Below are 16,684 nucleotides of genomic sequence, written 5' to 3'. Positions count from 1 at the left end.
TTAGTCGGTATGGTGCTTAGGCAATGAATCAGGACGACCGACTGGGCCCGTACCGGCTGCTGAGGCGGCTCGGTGAGGGCGGCATGGGCGTGGTGCACCTCGCCCTCGACCCGCAGGGCAGACAGGTGGCCGTCAAGGTCCTGCGCTCGGAGGTCGCGGGCGACGACGTCGCGCGCAGACGCCTGTCGCGCGAGGTCGAGACCATGCGGCGGGTGCGCGGGCCGAACATCGCGGAGGTCGTCGACGCCGACGTCACGGGACGCAGGCCGTACATCGTCACCCGCTACGTGCCGGGCCGGCCGCTCGACGAGATCGTCAAGAACGACGGCCCGCTGCCCCTGGACGCCCTGCTCAAGGTCGCCGTCGGGGTGGCCGAGGCGCTCGCCGCCGTGCACGCGGCCGGGGTCATCCACCGCGACCTCAAGCCCGGCAACGTGCTGATGCTGGACGGCCAGCCGGTGCTGATCGACTTCGGCATCGCCCAGGCGGTCGACGCCACCCGGCTCACCCAGACCGGCATGTTCATCGGCACGCCCGGCTATCTCGCCCCGGAGATCATCGAGGGGCACGAGGCCGGGCCGCAGGTGGACGTGCACGCCTGGGCCGGCACCGTGCTCTACGCCGCCACCGGCCAGCCGCCGTTCGGCAAGGGCACGCTGGAGATGATCTTCTTCAACATCACCTCCGGCCGGGCCAACGTCGAGGCCGCCCCCGGGCCGATCCAGCCGATGCTGCGTGCCGCGTTCCACCGCGACCCGGCCCGGCGGCCGACCGCGGCCGAGCTCGTACGGCAGCTCTCGCGGCTCCTGCCCCAGTCGCCGGGCGGCAGGCCCCGCGTGCCCGACGAGATCACGACGGTGCCCAATGTGGACGACACCGGCGGTCAGCAGGTCCCCGGGCCAGGCCGCCCGGGAGGGCCGGTCAGAGGGTCGGTCACAGGGTCGGTCACAGGGCCGGTCACAGGGCCGCCGCCGGGCGGGTCGCCGGTGCCGCCGGTCGGCCCGCCGGTCGTGCCCGTGGCGACGCCGCCGGTCACGCCGTCCCAGCCGGGCGGCAAGGCCGAGGAGTTCGTCTCGCTGCTGCGCGAGACCCCGGCGGCGGGCCAGGGCGGCGACCCCTTCCCGACCGTCCGTGTGACCGGAGAGGACCTGCGCCGGGCGGGCCTCGGGCCGAACGGCCCGGCGACCAGTCCGGCGAGCGGCCCGAGTGGTCCGAACGGCCCGAGCGGTCCGAGCGCGCCGCACGGCCCGGCCGAGGGCGACATCCCCACCCGGATGGCTCCGCCCCGCCCCTCGCCGACCGGCCCGTCCGGTCCCTCTGGTCCGTCCGGGCCGCCCGCGTTCCCGGGCACGCCCGTGGCGGGCCCCGGGGTCGCGACCGGCGGGCCGTCCGCAGCGCCGCCTGTCCGGCCGGCGGACGAGTGGCCCACGCCGATGCTGCACCCTGAGGGCGACATCCCCACCCGGCGGGTGACCTCCGAGGAGGTGCGCCAGGCCGTCGCCGGCGACCCCACGGGAGCACGCGCGGCATCCCCCGGGCCCGCCCAGCACGGGACGGCCCAGCACGGGACGGCCCAGCACGGGACGGCACAGCACGGGACGGCACAGCAGGGATCCGCACAGCACGGGTCCTACGAGCAGGGGGACGTGGCGGCGCGTGACCACGCGATCTTCGGGCACGCGCCCGAGATCTACGAGCGGACTCCGCAGGTCCACCAGCCGAACCCCACGCCGTTCATGCCGACGGTGCGGGTGCCGCCCCCGCCGCCCATGCCGTTCTCGCCCGGCGGGCTGTTCCAGCGCTCCAAGACGTACGGGATCGCGAGCGCGCTGCTGCTCGTCGTGATGACGTCGCTCGCGGTCGTGGCGCCGCTGCTGGTGTGCCTGGTGGCCGTGCCGGCCGTGGTGCTGCTGCGGGCCGCCGACCTGGCCCAGCCGCACCTCAACTCCCGCCGTCCCGCGGGCGCCGCGGCGGCCGACGTGCTGCGGGTGCTGAGCCGCCCGGCGGAGCTCGTGAAGTCGATCGGCATCACGATCGCGCTCGTGCCGTACGCGCTGATCCTGGGGCTGCCGGTGACGCTGCTGCTCACGATCCTGCTCGGCGACACGTCCGCGCTCCGGCTCGCGGCGCTGAGCTGGGGGGTCGCGACGGCGCTGTGGACGATCTGCGCGGGGCCCGGAGTGGTGGGCCCGGGCAGGCAGATGCGGCGGACCCTGGCCTCCCTGGTGCCGGGGGAGGGGGCGGCGAGGGGGCTCGCCTGGGGGATCGGCGCCCTCGCGGTGCTGACGGCGGCGGTCGCGCTCTCCAGCCTTCTGGGTAATCAGACAGCAGGGCACTTCTGGGGCCCAATCGACGTTGTGTCATTACTGGAACGACTGGAAGACCTGCGTAACCAGGCGGGGAACGGGTGACGGGGGACGACATGTCGGCTACTGAGGCTCCGGAGAGGATCGGGCCCTACCGGCTGCTGCGGCAGCTCGGCGAGGGCGGCATGGGGGTGGTCCATCTCGGCCTTGACGCGGAGGGGCGCGAGGTCGCGGTCAAGGTGCTGCACCCGCACGTCGCCACCGACCTCAAGGCGCGCGACCGGCTCACCCGCGAGGTCGAGACCATGCGGCGGGTGCGCAGCAAGCGGGTCGCCGAGGTCCTCGACGCCGACCTGACCGGCGCCGCTCCCTACATCGTGACGCGGTACGCCCCCGGGCGGACCTTAGAGCAGACGGTGCTGGAAGACGGGCCGCTCGGCGACGACGGCGTGATCCGGCTCGCGGTGGGCCTGTGCGAGGCCCTGGTCGCCATCCACGCGGCCGACGTCATCCACCGCGACCTCAAGCCGGCCAACGTGATGCTCGTGGACGGCGAGCCGCTCGTGATCGACTTCGGCATCGCCCACCTGGTGAACGCCACCCGGCTGACCCAGACGGGCATGTTCGTCGGCACGCCCGGCTATCTCGCCCCGGAGATCATCCGGGACACCGAGATCACCCAGGCCGCCGACGTGCACGCGCTGGCGGCCACGGTCTTCTTCGCGGCCACGGGGAAGGCGCCGTTCGGCTCGGGCACGTTCGAGTCGATCTGCTACAACATCCTCGAAGGCAAGGCGCAGGTGGACCTCGCGCCGGCCTGGATGCGGAACTGGCTCCGCCTCGCTATGGCGCCCGAGGCGACGTCGCGCCCCACGGCCGCGTCGCTGCTCAGGCTCACCCGTCAGCTCGACCCCTCGGTCACCGTGCTCAGGGAGACCGCCCACGAGCCGCCGCGCGACGGCGGGACGCGGATCCTGGACGGCACGCGCGTGCTCGACGAAGTGGCGCGGAGGGACGGCGGCCCGGTGAACGGGTCCGGCACGCTGAACGGCGCCGGCGGGAGCCGCACCGGCATGTTGCCGGCCGACGACGACAGCTACTCCGACCTGCTGCCGCCGGTGAACTACGTGGAGCCGGAGCGGCCCCGCCGGGAGCCCAGGGAGTCGCGGGCGCCCAGGCAGCGCCGTCCCGAGTCCGCGCCGCCCCCGGCGCACCCGCAGGCCCTGCCGTACGGCCAGGCGCCGCCGCCCTACCAGCCCGCGCCCTACGAGCCGCCGGTCTACCAGCCGTACACCGACCAGCGGGTGGCGGGCTACCCGGAGCCCCGGGTCGCGCCGCCTCCTGCCACGCCGTACGAGCCCGAGGCGAGGCGGGCCCCCTACCGGGCCCCGCATCCCGTGCTCGCGGCCCTGCTGCTGGCCACGATCGTGGCGCTGGCCTGCCTGCTGCCGGTCGTGGTGAGCCTGTTCGCCGTCGTGGCGGCGCTGTGCCTGCGGGTGGGGCAGTATCTGCTCGGCGACCTCGCCGACCGCCGGGCGGCGCGGGGCAGCAGCGGGGCCGACCCGCTCCTCGCGGTGCTCGGCACGCCGTGGGCGCTGATCAAGGCCGGGCTGGCGACGGTGGTGCAGGTGCCGCTGGCCCTGATGTTCGCGATGTGCGTTTGGGGCGGATTCCACTACCTCGGCGGGGTCAGGCCCGACCCCGCCGCGGCGTACGCCGCGGGCGCCTTCGTGGCCGGGCTGTTCCTCCTGCCCGGCGGGAAGGCCCCCCGCAAGGCGGTGTCCCGGACGCTGAGCGCGGTGATCCGGAGCCCCGGCGCGGGAATGATCGTGACGATCGCGGTCGGCACGGTCGCGCTGTTCGCGGTCATGACGGCGCTGTCGGCGGACGCCTCGTGGATCCCCTGGCGGCCGCCGTCGGTGGCGGTGGACCACATCGTCGCCGACCTCAAACAGAGGGGTCAGAACACGGTCGTCAACCTGATCGGCGGCGTGATCGGCGACATCATGGACAGGATCGGCCTGGGCTTCCTGACCTTCTGGACCTGACCGGCCCGATCCCGATAGTGAACCGCAAGGCATGGAGCGAAACGGCACCGGCACGCCGGAGGGGCGCGCCCGGTGCCCGGACTGAGGAGCGAGTGGAGCGAGGGACGACCGACTCCGAGCGGCGAGGGAAGTGTTCGACGCGCGCTTTCGGCGCGACCATCGGATGAGAGCGTCCCGACGAGCGAAGCGGGAGACACAGTTTGGGCACGCCGGAACAGCTTGGTCCCTATCGCCTGGTCTCCGCCCTCGGCTCCGGGGGGTTCGGTGAGGTCCACCTCGCACTGGACCCCGACGGGCGCACGGTGGCGGTGAAGGTCCTGCATCCCCACGTCGCCTCCGACGGGTTCGCCATCACCCGCCTCGCCCGCGAGGTGGAGACCATGCGCCGGGTGCGCGGGGCCCACGTCGCCGAGGTGCTGGACGCCTCCCTGTCGGGGGAGCGGCCCTACATCGTCACCCGGTACGTCCAGGGCAGGCCGCTCAGCGCGGTCGTGGCCAACGACGGTCCGGTCGCGGGGGCCGACCTGCTGCGGCTCGCCCTGGGGCTGGCGGAGGCGCTGGAGTCCGTCCACGCGGCCGGGGTCGTCCACCGCGACCTCAAACCGGCCAACGTGATCGTCTCCGAGCGCGAGCCGTACGTGATCGACTTCGGCATCGCCTGCGCGCTGGAGTCGGCCTCGGTCACCGCCTCGGGCGCCGTCGTCGGCACGCCCGGCTATCTGGCCCCCGAGGTGCTGGAAGGCCGGGAGGCCGGACCGGAGGCCGACGTGTTCGCCTGGGGGGCGACGCTGGCCTACGCCGCCTCGGGGCGGCAGCCGTACGGGACCGGGCCGGCCGCGGCGATCGCCTACCGGGTCGTCCACCGCGAGCCCGACCTGACGGGCGTGCCGTCGTGGCTCGTCCCGATCGTGGAGCGCTGCCTGAGCACCGATCCGGTGGACCGCCCGGAGACGGCCGAGCTGGCCGGGCTCCTCAAGGAGGCCGCGCCGGTGCTGGACGGGATCGAGCCGGCGCGGCCCGCGCTGTCGGAGGCGCCCACCCAGCAGTGGCGGCCCGGAGACCGGCGGGAGCGCCGGCCCGCGCGGGAGAGCCGCAGGGGAGAGGTGGACGACCCGCGCGCCGCGCACCGCGAGAAGCTGCACCGCCGCTGGGTGATCGGCTCCGCGGTGGTGGTCGGCCTGTTCGCCGCCGCGGCGCGGGCCAACCTGCCCGAGGTGTCGCTCCTGCTGCTGGTGCTCTACGGCATCGCGCTGCTCGTGGACGCGGGGTTCGGGCTGCTGGGCAGGTCGCGGCGGCGGCTCGTGGTGGATCTCGCGGGCGGCGTCGGGGCCGTCGCGGTGTGGGCGCTGCTCAGCACGCTGTTCAGCACTGTGACGCTCCTCATGGCCGTCGGCACGGTGGTGTTCTTGCTCGTCATGCTGGTGGTCGCGAGCTAGGAGAACCAGTCGGCGCCGACCTCCTGGATGGTCCGGCTGCCCCGGGGCACCACCAGCGCCTCGCTCAGCACCTGGTTGACGTGGTGGGGGTTGTTGACCATGCCGAACAGGAAGAACGAGCCGCCGTCCGACGTACGGAAGCCGAAGACCGCCCCGTGCCCCTCGAAGGCGACGTACGCCCCCTTGTTGACGGCGGGGAACGCCTTGCGGCTGTAGCTGTCCTTGGCCAGGCGATAGCCGGAGGCGCCCTCTTTCTTCTCGTTGTTCCAGAAGTTCAGATATTCCTGGGTCACGGCGCGCGCCATGTCGTTGTCCATGTCGGTGATGTAGCCGTCGGCGTCGAGCCGCGGCTTGGGCATCCGCCGGCCCCAGTGGAGCGGGGTCGCGACGGCCAGCTTGAACGGCTGCCCGGGTGAGCGGAAGAACGCGAGCACGTGGGGGCGGGCGTGGCCCTCGGTGTCCTTGTAGGTCGCCTGCGCGATGAACCAGTCGCCGATCGACGGCTGCAGCTCCGGCCGGGGCAGGTAGATCCTCGGCGTGCCGATCACGTGGATCGGCCTGTGCCCCGGCTTCGAGCCGAAGATCTCGTGGTTGCGTTCGAGCACGCCCTCGTGCAGCGCCGCCTCGATGAACAGCGCGTCGAGCAGGTCGTTCTTGTTCCACCATTTGCGCTTGCGCAGCGTCGCGTTGTATTCGCCCACCCACTTCGTCATGGCCTGCCTCGCCTCGGGGAGCGTCAGCCCCGTCCCGGCGGTGGCGGTGTTAGCGGGGGTGGCAGAGGAGGTGGGGCCGGCGGACGAAGTGCGGGCGGTGCTCGACGCCGGCCGTGGTGACGCGGGCGGGCTGGGCGCGTCGGCGCGGTGCGCGATCATGTCGGTGACCACGCCGCAGCCGGACAGGCTCACGACCATGGCCACGATCACCCACATCCTGCGCACCGGCGGCACCCCCCCAAGATCGGCCCGCAGAAATGCCAACATATCGGACACCGGAGCGGGGGTGAGTTCCGGCCGTGGGGCCTCCGCGATGCTTCCGGAACATAGTTCGGTAGGGTGGCAGTGGGCGTGACCGGGTTCTGGGTGATTCCTCAGCCGAAGGACGCGGCCGTAAAAACCTGGAGGTTTGCACCTAAGCTACCGATGGGTAACATACGCCTGGGGGGACCAGGGTCAGCTCGACACCCGGGCCACCTGCACAGGCGCGCCCGCTAGCACCTGGCAGTCTTGCATCACGTGCGCGTACCCCGCGCCACGTACCGAGAACCGCGGCGTCAGCCGTACGGAAAGGGGAGGTCGGCCACCGGCCATGAACATCGTCGTCTGCGTGAAGCAGGTCCCCGACACGGCGACCGAGCGCAAGCTGAGGTCCGATGACAAGACGCTCGACCGCGACGCCGCCGACGGCGTCGTGAACGAGCTCGACGAGTACGCGGTCGAGGAGGCGCTGCGGCTCAAGGAGGCCCATGGAGGCGAGGTCACCGTCCTCAGCATGGGCCCCGCCAAGGCGACCGAGACCATCCGCAAGGCCCTGGCGATGGGCGCCGACAAGGCGGTGCACCTGCACGACGACGCGCTGCACGGGTCGGACGCCCTGGGCACCTCCTACGCCATCTCCCAGGCACTGAAGAAGATCGGCTTCGACCTGGTCATCCTGGGGTCGGAGTCGACCGACGCCCGCACCGGCATGCTCGCCGCGATGCTGGCCGAGCGGCTCGGCGCGCCGCAGCTCACGCTCGCCCGCAAGGTCGAGGTCGAGGGCACGGCCATCCGGGTCGAGCGGATCACCGACTACGGCTACGACAAGGTCGAGGCGTCGCTGCCGGCCGTCGTGTCGGTGGTCGAGAAGATCAACGAGCCGCGCTACCCGTCGTTCAAGGGCATCATGGCCGCCAAGAAGAAGCCGGTCGAGACCCTCGGGGTCGCCGACGCGGAGATCGCGGCCGACCAGGTGGGCCTCGCGAACTCCTGGAGCGAGGTCGTGGACTTCGCCGCCGCCCCGCCGCGTGCCGCGGGCACCGTGATCAAGGATGAGGGCGACGGCGGAGCCAAGGCCGCCGAGTTCCTCGCGTCGAAGAAGTTCATCTGAGGGGCCCCGTGATGAGTGAGATTCTGGTTCTCGTCGAGCACGTCGACGGTGACGTCAAGAAGGTCACCCTCGAACTGCTGACCCTGGCCCGGTCGCTGGGCACCCCCGCCGCCGTGTGGGCAGGCCCCGGCTACTCCGACGCCGCGAAGGCCAGGCTCGCCGAGTATGGCGCCGAGAAGATCTACGTGGCGAACGCCGACGAGATCGGCGACTACGTGGCGGCCCCCAAGGCCGAGGTGCTGGCGCACCTGGTGACCGAGCGGTCCCCGGCAGCCGTCTTCGTCGCCGCGACCGGTGAGGGCAAGGAGATCGCCGGCCGCCTGGCGATCAAGACGGACTCCGGTGTGATCTCCGACGCGGTGGGCGTCGGCGAGGGCTTCGTCGCCGAGCAGTCCATCTTCGGCGGCGGCGTCAACGTCCACAGCCGCGTGACCAAGGGCACGCCGATCATCACGGTCCGCCCGAACAGCACCGCCCCCGTCGCCGCCCCCGCGGCCGGCGCCGAGGAGAAGGTGGAGGTCGCGCTGTCGGACGCCGCCCGCGCGGCCAGGATCGTCGAGCGGGTCGTCCAGGAGAAGGGCGCCCGTCCGGAGCTGACCGAGGCCGCGATCGTGGTCTCCGGCGGCCGGGGCGTGGGCTCGGGCGAGAACTTCGCGATCATCGAGAAGCTCGCCGACGCGCTCGGCGCGGCGGTGGGCGCCTCGCGGGCCGCGACCGACGCGGGCTGGTATCCGCACCAGTTCCAGGTCGGGCAGACGGGCAAGACCGTCTCCCCGCAGCTCTACATCGCGGCCGGCATCTCCGGAGCCATCCAGCACCGGGCCGGCATGCAGACCTCCAAGACCATCGTCGTGATCAACAAGGACGCCGAGGCGCCCCTGTTCGAGATCGCCGACTTCGGTGTCGTGGGCGACCTGTTCCAGGTCGTCCCGCAGCTCACCGAGGAGATCGAGAAGCGCAAGTGACGCGCCCGGCCCGTGCCGTGTGAACGCGCGGCACGGGCCGGAAGCCGGCCGTTCTCAGGGGCGCAGCAGCACCTTGACGGCCCGGCGCTCGTCCATGGCCCGGTAGCCTTCGGCGGCCTGCTCCAGCGGCAGTTCGAGGTCGAAGACCCTGCCGGGCCTGATCGTGCGGTCCCAGATCAGCCGGATGAGGTCGGGCAGGAAACGGCGCACCGGGGCCGGGCCGCCGTGCAGGTGCACGGCGGCGTAGAACAGCTCCAGGCCGGGCAGCGCGACGCCGTGGGCGACCCCGACGTAGCCGATGTGCCCGCCGGGGCGAGTGGAGCGGACGGCCTGCATCATCGACTCCTGGGTGCCGACCGCTTCGATGACCGAGTGCGCGCCCAGCCCGCCGGTCATTTCCTTGATCTTGGCCACGCCCTCGTCGCCGCGTTCGGTGACGATGTCGGTGGCGCCGAACTCGACGGCGAGCCTCTGCCGGTCGGCGTGCCGGCTGAAGGCGACGATCCGCTCCGCGCCGAGCTGCTTGGCGGCCAGCACGCCGAGCAGGCCGACGGCGCCGTCGCCGACGACCGCGACGGTCTTGCCGGGGCCCGCTTCCGCGGCGACCGCCGCGAACCAGCCGGTGCCCAGCACGTCGGAGGCGGCCAGCAGATCCGGGATCAGGTCCGCCCGGGGCATGCCGGGGGTGGCGACCAGGGTGCCGTCGGCCAGGGGAACGCGGGCCCGCTGCGCCTGCGTGCCGATGGAGGCCATCGGCACCGCGTTGACGCAGCGGGACTGGTAGCCGGCCCGGCAGATCTCGCAGGTGTTGTCGGAGGCGAAGAACGAGCCGACCACGAACTGGCCCGGCTCGACCGACGTGACCTCGTCGCCGATCTCCTCGACCACGCCGGCGTACTCGTGGCCCATCGGGACCGGCCCGTCGCGCTTCTCGACGCCGCGGTAGGGCCACAGGTCCGAGCCGCAGACGCAGGTCGCGGGCAGCCGGATGATCGCGTCGGTCGGCGCGAGGATCTCCGGGTCCTCGCGCTGCTCCACCCGGACGTCCCCGGGGGCGTACATCACTACGGCTCGCATCTCGTGCACTCCTTCGCGAGTCCTTCCCGGCGGCCCGCGCCTTCCGGCGGAAAAGCGCCCTGGCATCTCCAATGCCCACCGGGCCGGGGTCATGGCCCGCCGTCCGGGTAAAACCCCTGGCCCGGTGGTGGAGGCGCGGTGTGGAGATGTGAGTGCGAGGGTGCGGTGTGGAGGTGCGGTGCGCGGGCCGTGGGCGTCAGGCCGCCGCGCGGAGGCGCACCTCCTCGTCCGTCTCCTCGCGCGCCGGCCGCACCGGCAGCGGGATGATCTCCGTACGCGACGCGGGCAGGAGCCGTGCGGCCACGGCGATGACGACGCCGAGGACGACCGCCACGCCCATCGCGACCCGCAGCGAGGCCGCGCTGGACAGGAAGCCGATGACCACGGGCCCGAGCAGCAGGCCCGCGTAGCCCATCGCGCTCGCCTGGGCGATCGCCGGGCCGGGCTCGCGGGTCGCGGTCCCCGCCAGAGACAGCGCCATCGGCGAGATCGTCGCCACCGACAGCCCGATGAAGAACAGCCCGGCCACGGCGGCCATGGTGACCGGCGCGGCGATGACCGCGAGGAACGCGAGCGCGGTGGCGGCGCCGGAGAACATGATCAGCCCGCGGGCGCCGTAGCGGCCGCGCAGCCGGTCGCCGGCCAGGCGCGCGAGCAGCATGCCCGCCTCGAACACCGGGTAGCCGAGCGCGGCGACCGCCTCGGAGGCGTGCAGCGTGTCCATCAGGTAGAGGCCGTTCCAGTCGGCGACGACGCCCTCCGCCATGAACCCGGCGAAGGTGACCGCGCCCAGCAGGTAGACGACTCCGGGCAGCCTGCGCCGGGGCCGGGACGAGGACCGGCCCGCCTCGCCCGCCTCGGGCGCCGGGTCGGGCAGGTGCATGCGGCCGAGCGCCAGCGCCGCCGGCACCGAGAGCAGGGCGACGACCAGGATGTGGGCGGTGAGGGACAGCCCCAGGGCGATGGCCGCCGTGCCGACCAGGCCCGCCGAGATCGCGCCGACGCACCATCCCGCGTGCATGCCGCTCATGACCGGCCGGCCGTACGCGCGCTCGACGGCCGAGCCCTGGGCGTTCATGCCGACGTCGACCGCGCCGAACGCCATGCCGAACAGGGCGGCGGCCAGGGCCAGCACGGGGAAGGACGGCGCGAACGCGACGAGGACCAGTGACGCCGCGCACAGGGGAGCGGCCGCGCGCAGGACGCCACGGCTGCCGATCCTGGCCAGCACGACGCGCATGAGCTGCATGGTGAGCAGCGCGCCGATCCCCCAGCTCAGCAGGGTGAGCCCGACGGCCGACTCCGGCAGGTGGAGCCGGTCGGCCAGGGCGGGGAGGCGCACGGTGAAGGTTCCGCACATCAGGCCGGCCAGGACGAAGGTGAGGACTGCCCCGTGACGGGCCTTCCTCAAAGCGCGGGTCATCACAGCTTCCTTTCCAGGTGAGTCAAGTGGGTTTCCAGGCCCGGATTTACGGGCAGACACCAGCAGGTCGCCCTTTCACGGCAGAGCCGGAAGGAAGGGCGACCACCAGGTGAAGGTCAGAGAGCCGCGAGCGGCGCGTTACAACAGGGCGAGCAGCTTGGCGCGGATCGCGGTGTAGTCGATGATCCCCGCGCAGTGGGTGGCGACCTCCCAGACGCCCTCACAGGCCAGCCGTACGACCTGAGAGGTCAGGGGGTCGGGCTCGTCCTCCAGGCCCTGCCGCATCCAGCGGTTCATCGCCCCGCGCAGCGGCGCGAGCAGTTCGGGGTCGCCGGCCGCGCCCGTCACCACGGCCCATCGTCGCAGCCGGCCGGTCTCCAGGGCCTCGAACGTCGCGGCGACGTACGCCCGGGTGTAGGTGCTCTCCGACTGCGCCTCGATGAGGGCGTCGAAGTCGGCGATCAGGCGCTCGATCATGCCTTTGACGAGCGCGTCCTTGCTCGCGAAGTGATAGAGGAGACCGCCCTTGCTGACCCCGGCGCGCTCGGCCACCGCCGCCAGGGTCAGGGCCTGGGCGCCCTGATCCTGCAGCAGGCCCTCGGCCGCGTCCAGCAGTTCATCTCTCCTCACGGCGTCTACTGTACCGTCTGGACGGTTAAGTTGCGACTCGTGCCCGGGATCTCCGCCCGCCCGGATACGCTTGGTGGGCTGGATCACGTGTTTGGGAGGGGTCGTGGGAGCTGCTTATCTGGACCATGCCTCGACCACGCCGATGCTGCCCGAGGCGATCGAGGCGATGACCGCCCAGCTCGGTCAGGTCGGCAATCCCTCGTCCCTGCACGCGGCGGGCCGCCGGGCCCGCCGGGTCGTCGAGGAGTCGCGCGAGACGATCGCGTGCGCGCTCGGCGCCCGGCCCAGCGAGGTCGTGTTCACGGCCGGCGGCACCGAGGCCGACAACCTCGCCATCAAGGGCCTGTTCTGGGCGAGGAAGCGGCCCAGGATCCTCATCAGCTCGGTCGAGCACCACGCCGCCCTCGATCCCGCCCACTGGCTCGGCGACAACCACGGCGCCCGGGTCGAGCTGCTGGAGGTGGACGAGCGGGGCCGGGTGCATCCGGAGACGCTGCGCGAGGCCATCGCCCGCGACCCGGACGACGTGGCCCTGGTGAGCGTCATGTGGGCCAACAACGAGGTGGGCACCGTGCAGCCGGTGCGCGTGCTGGCCGGCATCGCCCACGAATACGGCATCCCCTTCCACACCGACGCGGTGCAGGCGGTCGGCCAGCTCCCGGTGTCGTTCGCCGAGTCCGGCGTGGACGCCATGACCGTCTCCGGTCACAAGGTCGGCGGTCCCGTGGGCGTCGGGGCGCTGCTGCTGGCCCGGGGCGTCGATCCGGTGCCCGTCCTGCACGGCGGCGGGCAGGAGCGCGACATCCGCTCCGGCACCCTGGACGCGCCGGCCATCGCCGGGTTCGCCACGGCGGTCGAGACGGCCGTCGCGCGGCAGCCCGCCACGGCCGAGCGGCTGTCGGCGCTGCGCGACGACCTGATCGAGCGCGTACGGCTGGCCGTGCCCGACGTCGTGCTGAACGGCGACCCGGTGAACCGGCTGCCCGGCAACGCCCACTTCTCGTTCCCCGGCTGCGAGGGGGACGCCCTGCTCATGCTGCTCGACGCCAAGGGCGTCGAGTGCTCCACGGGCTCGGCCTGCTCGGCCGGGGTCGCCCAGCCGTCCCACGTGTTGCTCGCCATGGGCCAGGACGGCGCGCGCGCCCGCGGCTCGCTGCGTTTCTCCCTCGGTCACACCTCGGTGAAGGAGGACGTCGACCGGGTCGCGGGGGTCATCGGGCACGTGGTCGAGCGCGCCCGCCGCGCCGGCCTGTCATAACCCGCCCTGATCGTCCCTTGATGCCCGCGCCTCGACGGCTTCCCCGGCAGCGCGTACGAGGCGACTCGCGGGGCGTTCGTCCCGCCGGTCAGCGAGCAGCGGCCGCGGGCCTCGGCGCTGCGGGCCGTCGTGCGCAGACCTCCATCTCGAACTTCATGCGGGGATCGGAGAGTCCGCACACGAGCATCGTCGCGGCTGGGCGGACGTCGCCGAAGCAGCGGCGCAGGGTCGGCCAGCACGGCGCGAAGTCCGCACGGTCGGGCAGCAGATATCTGACCCGGACGACGTCGGCGAACGAGCAACCCGCCTCGGCCAGCGCCGATTCGACGTTGCGCAGGCACTGCTCGGCCTGCTCGACCACGTCGGCGGAGATCGTCATGGTCGCGTAGTCGAACCCGGTCGTCCCGGACACGTGCACCCAGTCGCCGTCGATCACCGCCCGCGCGTAGCCGATCTCCTCTTCGAAGGTGGATCCACTCATGATCATGCGTCGCTCGGTATCCTCGACGTGTGCCGCAGCGCGGGTTTCGAACCCCGCCTCGGCCGGCAGGCGATCGAATGGCAGACGGTCTGCGCGCTCGTCGAGGCAGGACTGGGAGTGTCGCTCGCCCCGGCGAGCATCCGCCGGATCCGCCTCAAAGGTGTCGCCTACCGCCGGATCGAGCCGAACGACGCACGCACCGCCGTCGCGGCGGCCTGGCGTCGCGACGACCGGAACCCCCTGGTCACAAGATTCCTCGAGGTCGCCCGCGGCGAAATCCCGACCGGCCGGAGCGAGGCCGACCCGTGATCACGCCCGGCTATCGGGCCGTACGGCGCAGCAGCGCCCGCTCCAGGCGGAGGAACGCGCGGATGCGCTGTGACGAGCGCAGTTGGTCCAGGCGGGTCTGGAGGCTGTCGCCCACGTCGACGAGCAGTTCCTCGTCCGCGAAGCGCTCGACCTCGGGGAACATCCGGAGTTCCTCGTCCAGGTGGGCGTGTGACACCAGCACGTCGTGCAGCACGCCCAGCTCCCGGTCGAACCGCTCGCTGCTCGGGTCGGCCCGCACGAGCGCCGCGAGCTGGTCGGTGAGTTGGCGGTGCTCGGACCACGCCGCCGCGATGGCCGGAGTGATGTCGCGCACGGCGGGATAGAAGACGTCCTCCTCGATCCGTTCGTGCATCCACAGCTCGTCGAACAGCTCGTCGGTGAGCGCCCGCCGCCGTCCGGGCTCGGAGCGCGGCGTCTCCGCCAGCTCCCGCAGGAGGCCGCGCAGCACCTCGTGGTGCTCCACGAGCACCCGCGTCGCCGTCTTCCGCTCCTGCAGGGAGGGCGCCTCACGCACCTCCGTGAGCGCCGATGACCTTCTCCTCACGGCTGCACCTCCTGCTGGTGGACCAGCGCGCTGCCGGGCGGCGCGGTGGCCACGACCGGCGCGCGGCGCACCTCGATCCACCCGTGGCGTACGCGGGTCTGGAAGCACGGCGCCGGTGCGGTGGCCGGGCCGTTCAGGCTCTCCCCGCTGGACAGCTCGAACTGGCTGCCGTGCCAGGGACAGGTGAGGGCGCCGTCCCGGAGCCAGCCGTCCGACAGCGGGCCGCGCAGGTGCGGGCAGGCGTTCTCCAGGGCGTGGATGCGGCCGTCCGCGCGGACCAGGACGACCTCCACGTCGCCCGCCCGCACCCGGCGGGGGCTGCCGTCGGCCAGGTCGCGCTCGGCCAGCACGCGGGTGAAGCGACGTGGTTCGTGCTGCCCGACGCTCTGGTCGACCCCGATCCGGTGGCGGAAGACGAGCGTGCCGCCCAGGAACCCGCTGGCCATGATCAGGGGATAGCCGAGCAGGGTGGCGAGCCGTCCCCGCAGGTGGTGTCCCCGGCCCCGCTGCAGCCACGACCAGCCGTACAGGCCGAGGGCGACCGTGTTGAGCGCGCCGTGGACCATGCCGATGCGCCGGGCGTTGTCGTGCGTGTACTGCCAGTCGTGCAGGCCGGTCGCCATCGCGGCCAGCGCACCCGCGATGCCGACTCCCACGGCCGTGCGCGCCGCGCGCTTCTGCCCGGTGAGGTCCAGGACCAGCGCCGTCGTCCAGGACCCGATCGGGATGTCGGTGAGCGCCGGGTGGAGCGGGTGCCCCAGCCAGACGCCGTGCAGGAGGCCGCGGGCGCGGCCTTGGGTGACCCCGAGAAGGTTCTCGGCGAAGCCGAGGCCTTGTTCCAGCCGATGACCGGGCCGGTCGAGGCGGCCGTCGCCTTCGATCGCGTTCAGCAACCGGTCCAGTGTGCGCTGAGCCATGTCCGACCCCAATCCCTCGCCGGATCGGCCCCGCAGCCTGCGGGGAACGGGCGGAACGCGGGCGCTCGCCCGCGCGTCGCGTCTTATCGCGGGGTGCCCGCCCGTTATGGCGTGAAACGCGCTCTATTCCCGGTTCAGGTCAGGAAGTGGGCCACCGCGCTCCAGGAGGGGTCCTCGGCCACGTCGACGTGGGCGCGCCCCTCCTTCCACCCGGCGGCGACCTCCTCGACGACGGACGGCACGGCCGCCGCGGGGTCGGCGTAGAGGTGCATCACCCGGCTGCGGTCGGCGCTCAGGTGGGCCACCAGGACGGCCGAGCCGAGCGCGGCCAGCCGTTCGTTCAGCCGCTCCTCGAACTCGCCCAGCGCGTCCAGGGAGGCCCCTGCCGGCAGCCCGTCGCCGTCGGCCTCCCGGTAGGGCAGGGTGACGGTGATGTGCTGGTCGAACAGCGGGAAGTCGACCGGCCTGAGGGGATAGCGGGCGGTCGCGGTCAGCCGTCCGCCGGTGGCGGTGCGGCCTTCGAGGAGCGCCCACTGCTCCTCCTTGAACTCCTCCGCCACCTCGGCGACGACCGAGGGCAGGTGGATCGCGGGGAGCGCGTCGATCGGCTCGAACTCGGCGGCCACGATCTCGCCGACCCAGCGGGCCACCTCGTCCTCGCCCAGCAGCCAGTCGAGCGCGAGGAAGGCCGCCTCCGTCCGGGTGTCGTCGTCCACGTCGGGGAAGATCGGGTGGAACGCGGTGACGTCCACGCGCGGCGAGCCCGGCGGCACGCGCAAGGCCACCACCAGCCGGTCGAGCCCGAACTCCCGCCCGCCGACGTCGACCGTCAGATCGGCGGCCTGCGGGTTCGCCTGCCGCGACGGATAGAACTCCCACATCGCGTCCGCGGGCGGCGCGGCCAGGGCCCACCGGTGGGCGAACGGCCGCAGCTCCGGGTCGTTCGACGCGCTGACGACCAGGGCGTTCACGGCCATGCGGCCGGGAGCGATCTCCCAGACGAGGGAGGGGTGAAGGGCGGTGACGGCGGGGCCGATCATCTCGAACAGGGCCTCGGGGTCCTCCGCCTCGACGTGCGCGTCGATCTGGGGACGTGCCTCGTCCCACCAGGTCCAGAAGGCCGCGATGGCCTCGGCGGGGTCGGCGGACTCGCTCTTGCGCCCGAACAGTCGCATGACCCCGCA

General features: G+C 72.9%; 15 protein-coding genes. 7 read left to right on the top strand and 8 right to left on the bottom strand.

The genetic code is table 11. The features are described 5' to 3' along the window. The first annotated feature begins 23 nt into the window (after positions 1-23). From FLV34_RS42285 to FLV34_RS10100, 3 genes are all read left to right on the top strand, one after another. Positions 24-2,411, top strand: a complete 2,388-nt coding sequence (locus FLV34_RS42285) for a serine/threonine-protein kinase (RefSeq protein ID WP_261985723.1) — start codon at positions 24-26, stop codon at positions 2,409-2,411. A gap of 11 nt (positions 2,412-2,422) precedes the next feature. Further along, entirely contained in the window at positions 2,423-4,354 is a 1,932-nt protein-coding gene (locus FLV34_RS10105) for a bifunctional serine/threonine protein kinase/MFS transporter (RefSeq protein WP_147942962.1), read from the top strand. A 200-nt stretch (positions 4,355-4,554) separates the two neighbouring features. Continuing rightward, positions 4,555-5,790, top strand: a complete 1,236-nt coding sequence (locus FLV34_RS10100) for a serine/threonine-protein kinase (protein WP_142646176.1) — start codon at positions 4,555-4,557, stop codon at positions 5,788-5,790. Here the strand turns inward: FLV34_RS10100 and FLV34_RS10095 are convergent. Continuing rightward, on the bottom strand, positions 5,787-6,728 hold the full coding sequence (locus FLV34_RS10095) for a hypothetical protein (protein WP_147942961.1): 942 nt from the start codon (positions 6,726-6,728) through the stop codon (positions 5,787-5,789). The genes FLV34_RS10100 and FLV34_RS10095 overlap by 4 nt on opposite strands. Positions 6,729-7,095: 367 nt before the next feature. Here FLV34_RS10095 and FLV34_RS10090 point away from each other — a divergent pair, with 367 nt between their 5' ends. Both FLV34_RS10090 and FLV34_RS10085 read left to right on the top strand, forming a co-directional pair. Continuing rightward, positions 7,096-7,875 (top strand): electron transfer flavoprotein subunit beta/FixA family protein, encoded by a 780-nt coding sequence (locus tag FLV34_RS10090; protein ID WP_142646170.1) that lies wholly within the window; start codon positions 7,096-7,098, stop codon positions 7,873-7,875. An 11-nt stretch (positions 7,876-7,886) separates the two neighbouring features. Then, positions 7,887-8,840 (top strand): electron transfer flavoprotein subunit alpha/FixB family protein, encoded by a 954-nt coding sequence (locus FLV34_RS10085; RefSeq protein ID WP_142646168.1) that lies wholly within the window; start codon positions 7,887-7,889, stop codon positions 8,838-8,840. Positions 8,841-8,894: 54 nt separating this feature from the next. On the opposite strand, the gene FLV34_RS10080 is transcribed toward FLV34_RS10085, so the two are convergent. From FLV34_RS10080 to FLV34_RS10070, 3 genes are all read right to left on the bottom strand, one after another. Next, positions 8,895-9,917 (bottom strand): zinc-dependent alcohol dehydrogenase family protein, encoded by a 1,023-nt coding sequence (locus FLV34_RS10080; RefSeq protein WP_142646166.1) that lies wholly within the window; start codon positions 9,915-9,917, stop codon positions 8,895-8,897. Between the two features lie 196 nt (positions 9,918-10,113). Next, on the bottom strand, positions 10,114-11,340 hold the full coding sequence (locus FLV34_RS10075; RefSeq protein WP_147942960.1) for an MFS transporter: 1,227 nt from the start codon (positions 11,338-11,340) through the stop codon (positions 10,114-10,116). A gap of 138 nt (positions 11,341-11,478) precedes the next feature. Then, a complete protein-coding gene (locus tag FLV34_RS10070; RefSeq protein ID WP_142646162.1) occupies positions 11,479-11,970 on the bottom strand; it encodes a TetR/AcrR family transcriptional regulator in 492 nt (163 codons plus the stop codon). A gap of 103 nt (positions 11,971-12,073) precedes the next feature. Between FLV34_RS10070 and FLV34_RS10065 the strand changes: the two genes are divergently transcribed. Next, a complete protein-coding gene (locus FLV34_RS10065; RefSeq protein WP_142646160.1) occupies positions 12,074-13,228 on the top strand; it encodes a cysteine desulfurase family protein in 1,155 nt (384 codons plus the stop codon). 88 nt (positions 13,229-13,316) lie between these two features. On the opposite strand, the gene FLV34_RS10060 is transcribed toward FLV34_RS10065, so the two are convergent. Continuing rightward, positions 13,317-13,715: a RidA family protein gene (locus FLV34_RS10060; RefSeq protein ID WP_142646158.1), complete on the bottom strand. Its 399-nt coding sequence runs from the start codon at positions 13,713-13,715 to the stop codon at positions 13,317-13,319. A gap of 21 nt (positions 13,716-13,736) precedes the next feature. On the opposite strand from FLV34_RS10060, the gene FLV34_RS10055 reads away from it, so the two are divergent. Continuing rightward, entirely contained in the window at positions 13,737-14,018 is a 282-nt protein-coding gene (locus tag FLV34_RS10055; RefSeq protein WP_260617152.1) for a LysR family substrate-binding domain-containing protein, read from the top strand. Between the two features lie 10 nt (positions 14,019-14,028). On the opposite strand, the gene FLV34_RS10050 is transcribed toward FLV34_RS10055, so the two are convergent. The 3 genes from FLV34_RS10050 to FLV34_RS10040 form a co-directional block, all read right to left on the bottom strand. Then, positions 14,029-14,583 carry a hemerythrin domain-containing protein gene (locus FLV34_RS10050; protein WP_168065708.1) on the bottom strand — a complete coding sequence of 185 codons (555 nt, stop codon included), beginning with the start codon at positions 14,581-14,583 and terminating at the stop codon, positions 14,029-14,031. Continuing rightward, positions 14,580-15,500 carry a Rieske 2Fe-2S domain-containing protein gene (locus FLV34_RS10045; protein ID WP_142646154.1) on the bottom strand — a complete coding sequence of 307 codons (921 nt, stop codon included), beginning with the start codon at positions 15,498-15,500 and terminating at the stop codon, positions 14,580-14,582. The genes FLV34_RS10050 and FLV34_RS10045 overlap by 4 nt, the downstream gene beginning before the upstream one ends. A 134-nt stretch (positions 15,501-15,634) precedes the next feature. Continuing rightward, positions 15,635-16,675, bottom strand: coding sequence for a DUF695 domain-containing protein (locus FLV34_RS10040; RefSeq protein WP_142646152.1), 1,041 nt, complete (start codon positions 16,673-16,675; stop codon positions 15,635-15,637). Positions 16,676-16,684 lie beyond the last annotated feature (9 nt).

It is taken from the genome of Microbispora sp. CSR-4, from assembly GCF_008033685.1.
Taxonomy (GTDB): domain Bacteria; phylum Actinomycetota; class Actinomycetes; order Streptosporangiales; family Streptosporangiaceae; genus Microbispora.
The sequence above is the reverse complement of the archived record's forward strand: the minus strand, read 5'-3'. Positions and strand labels throughout refer to the sequence as shown.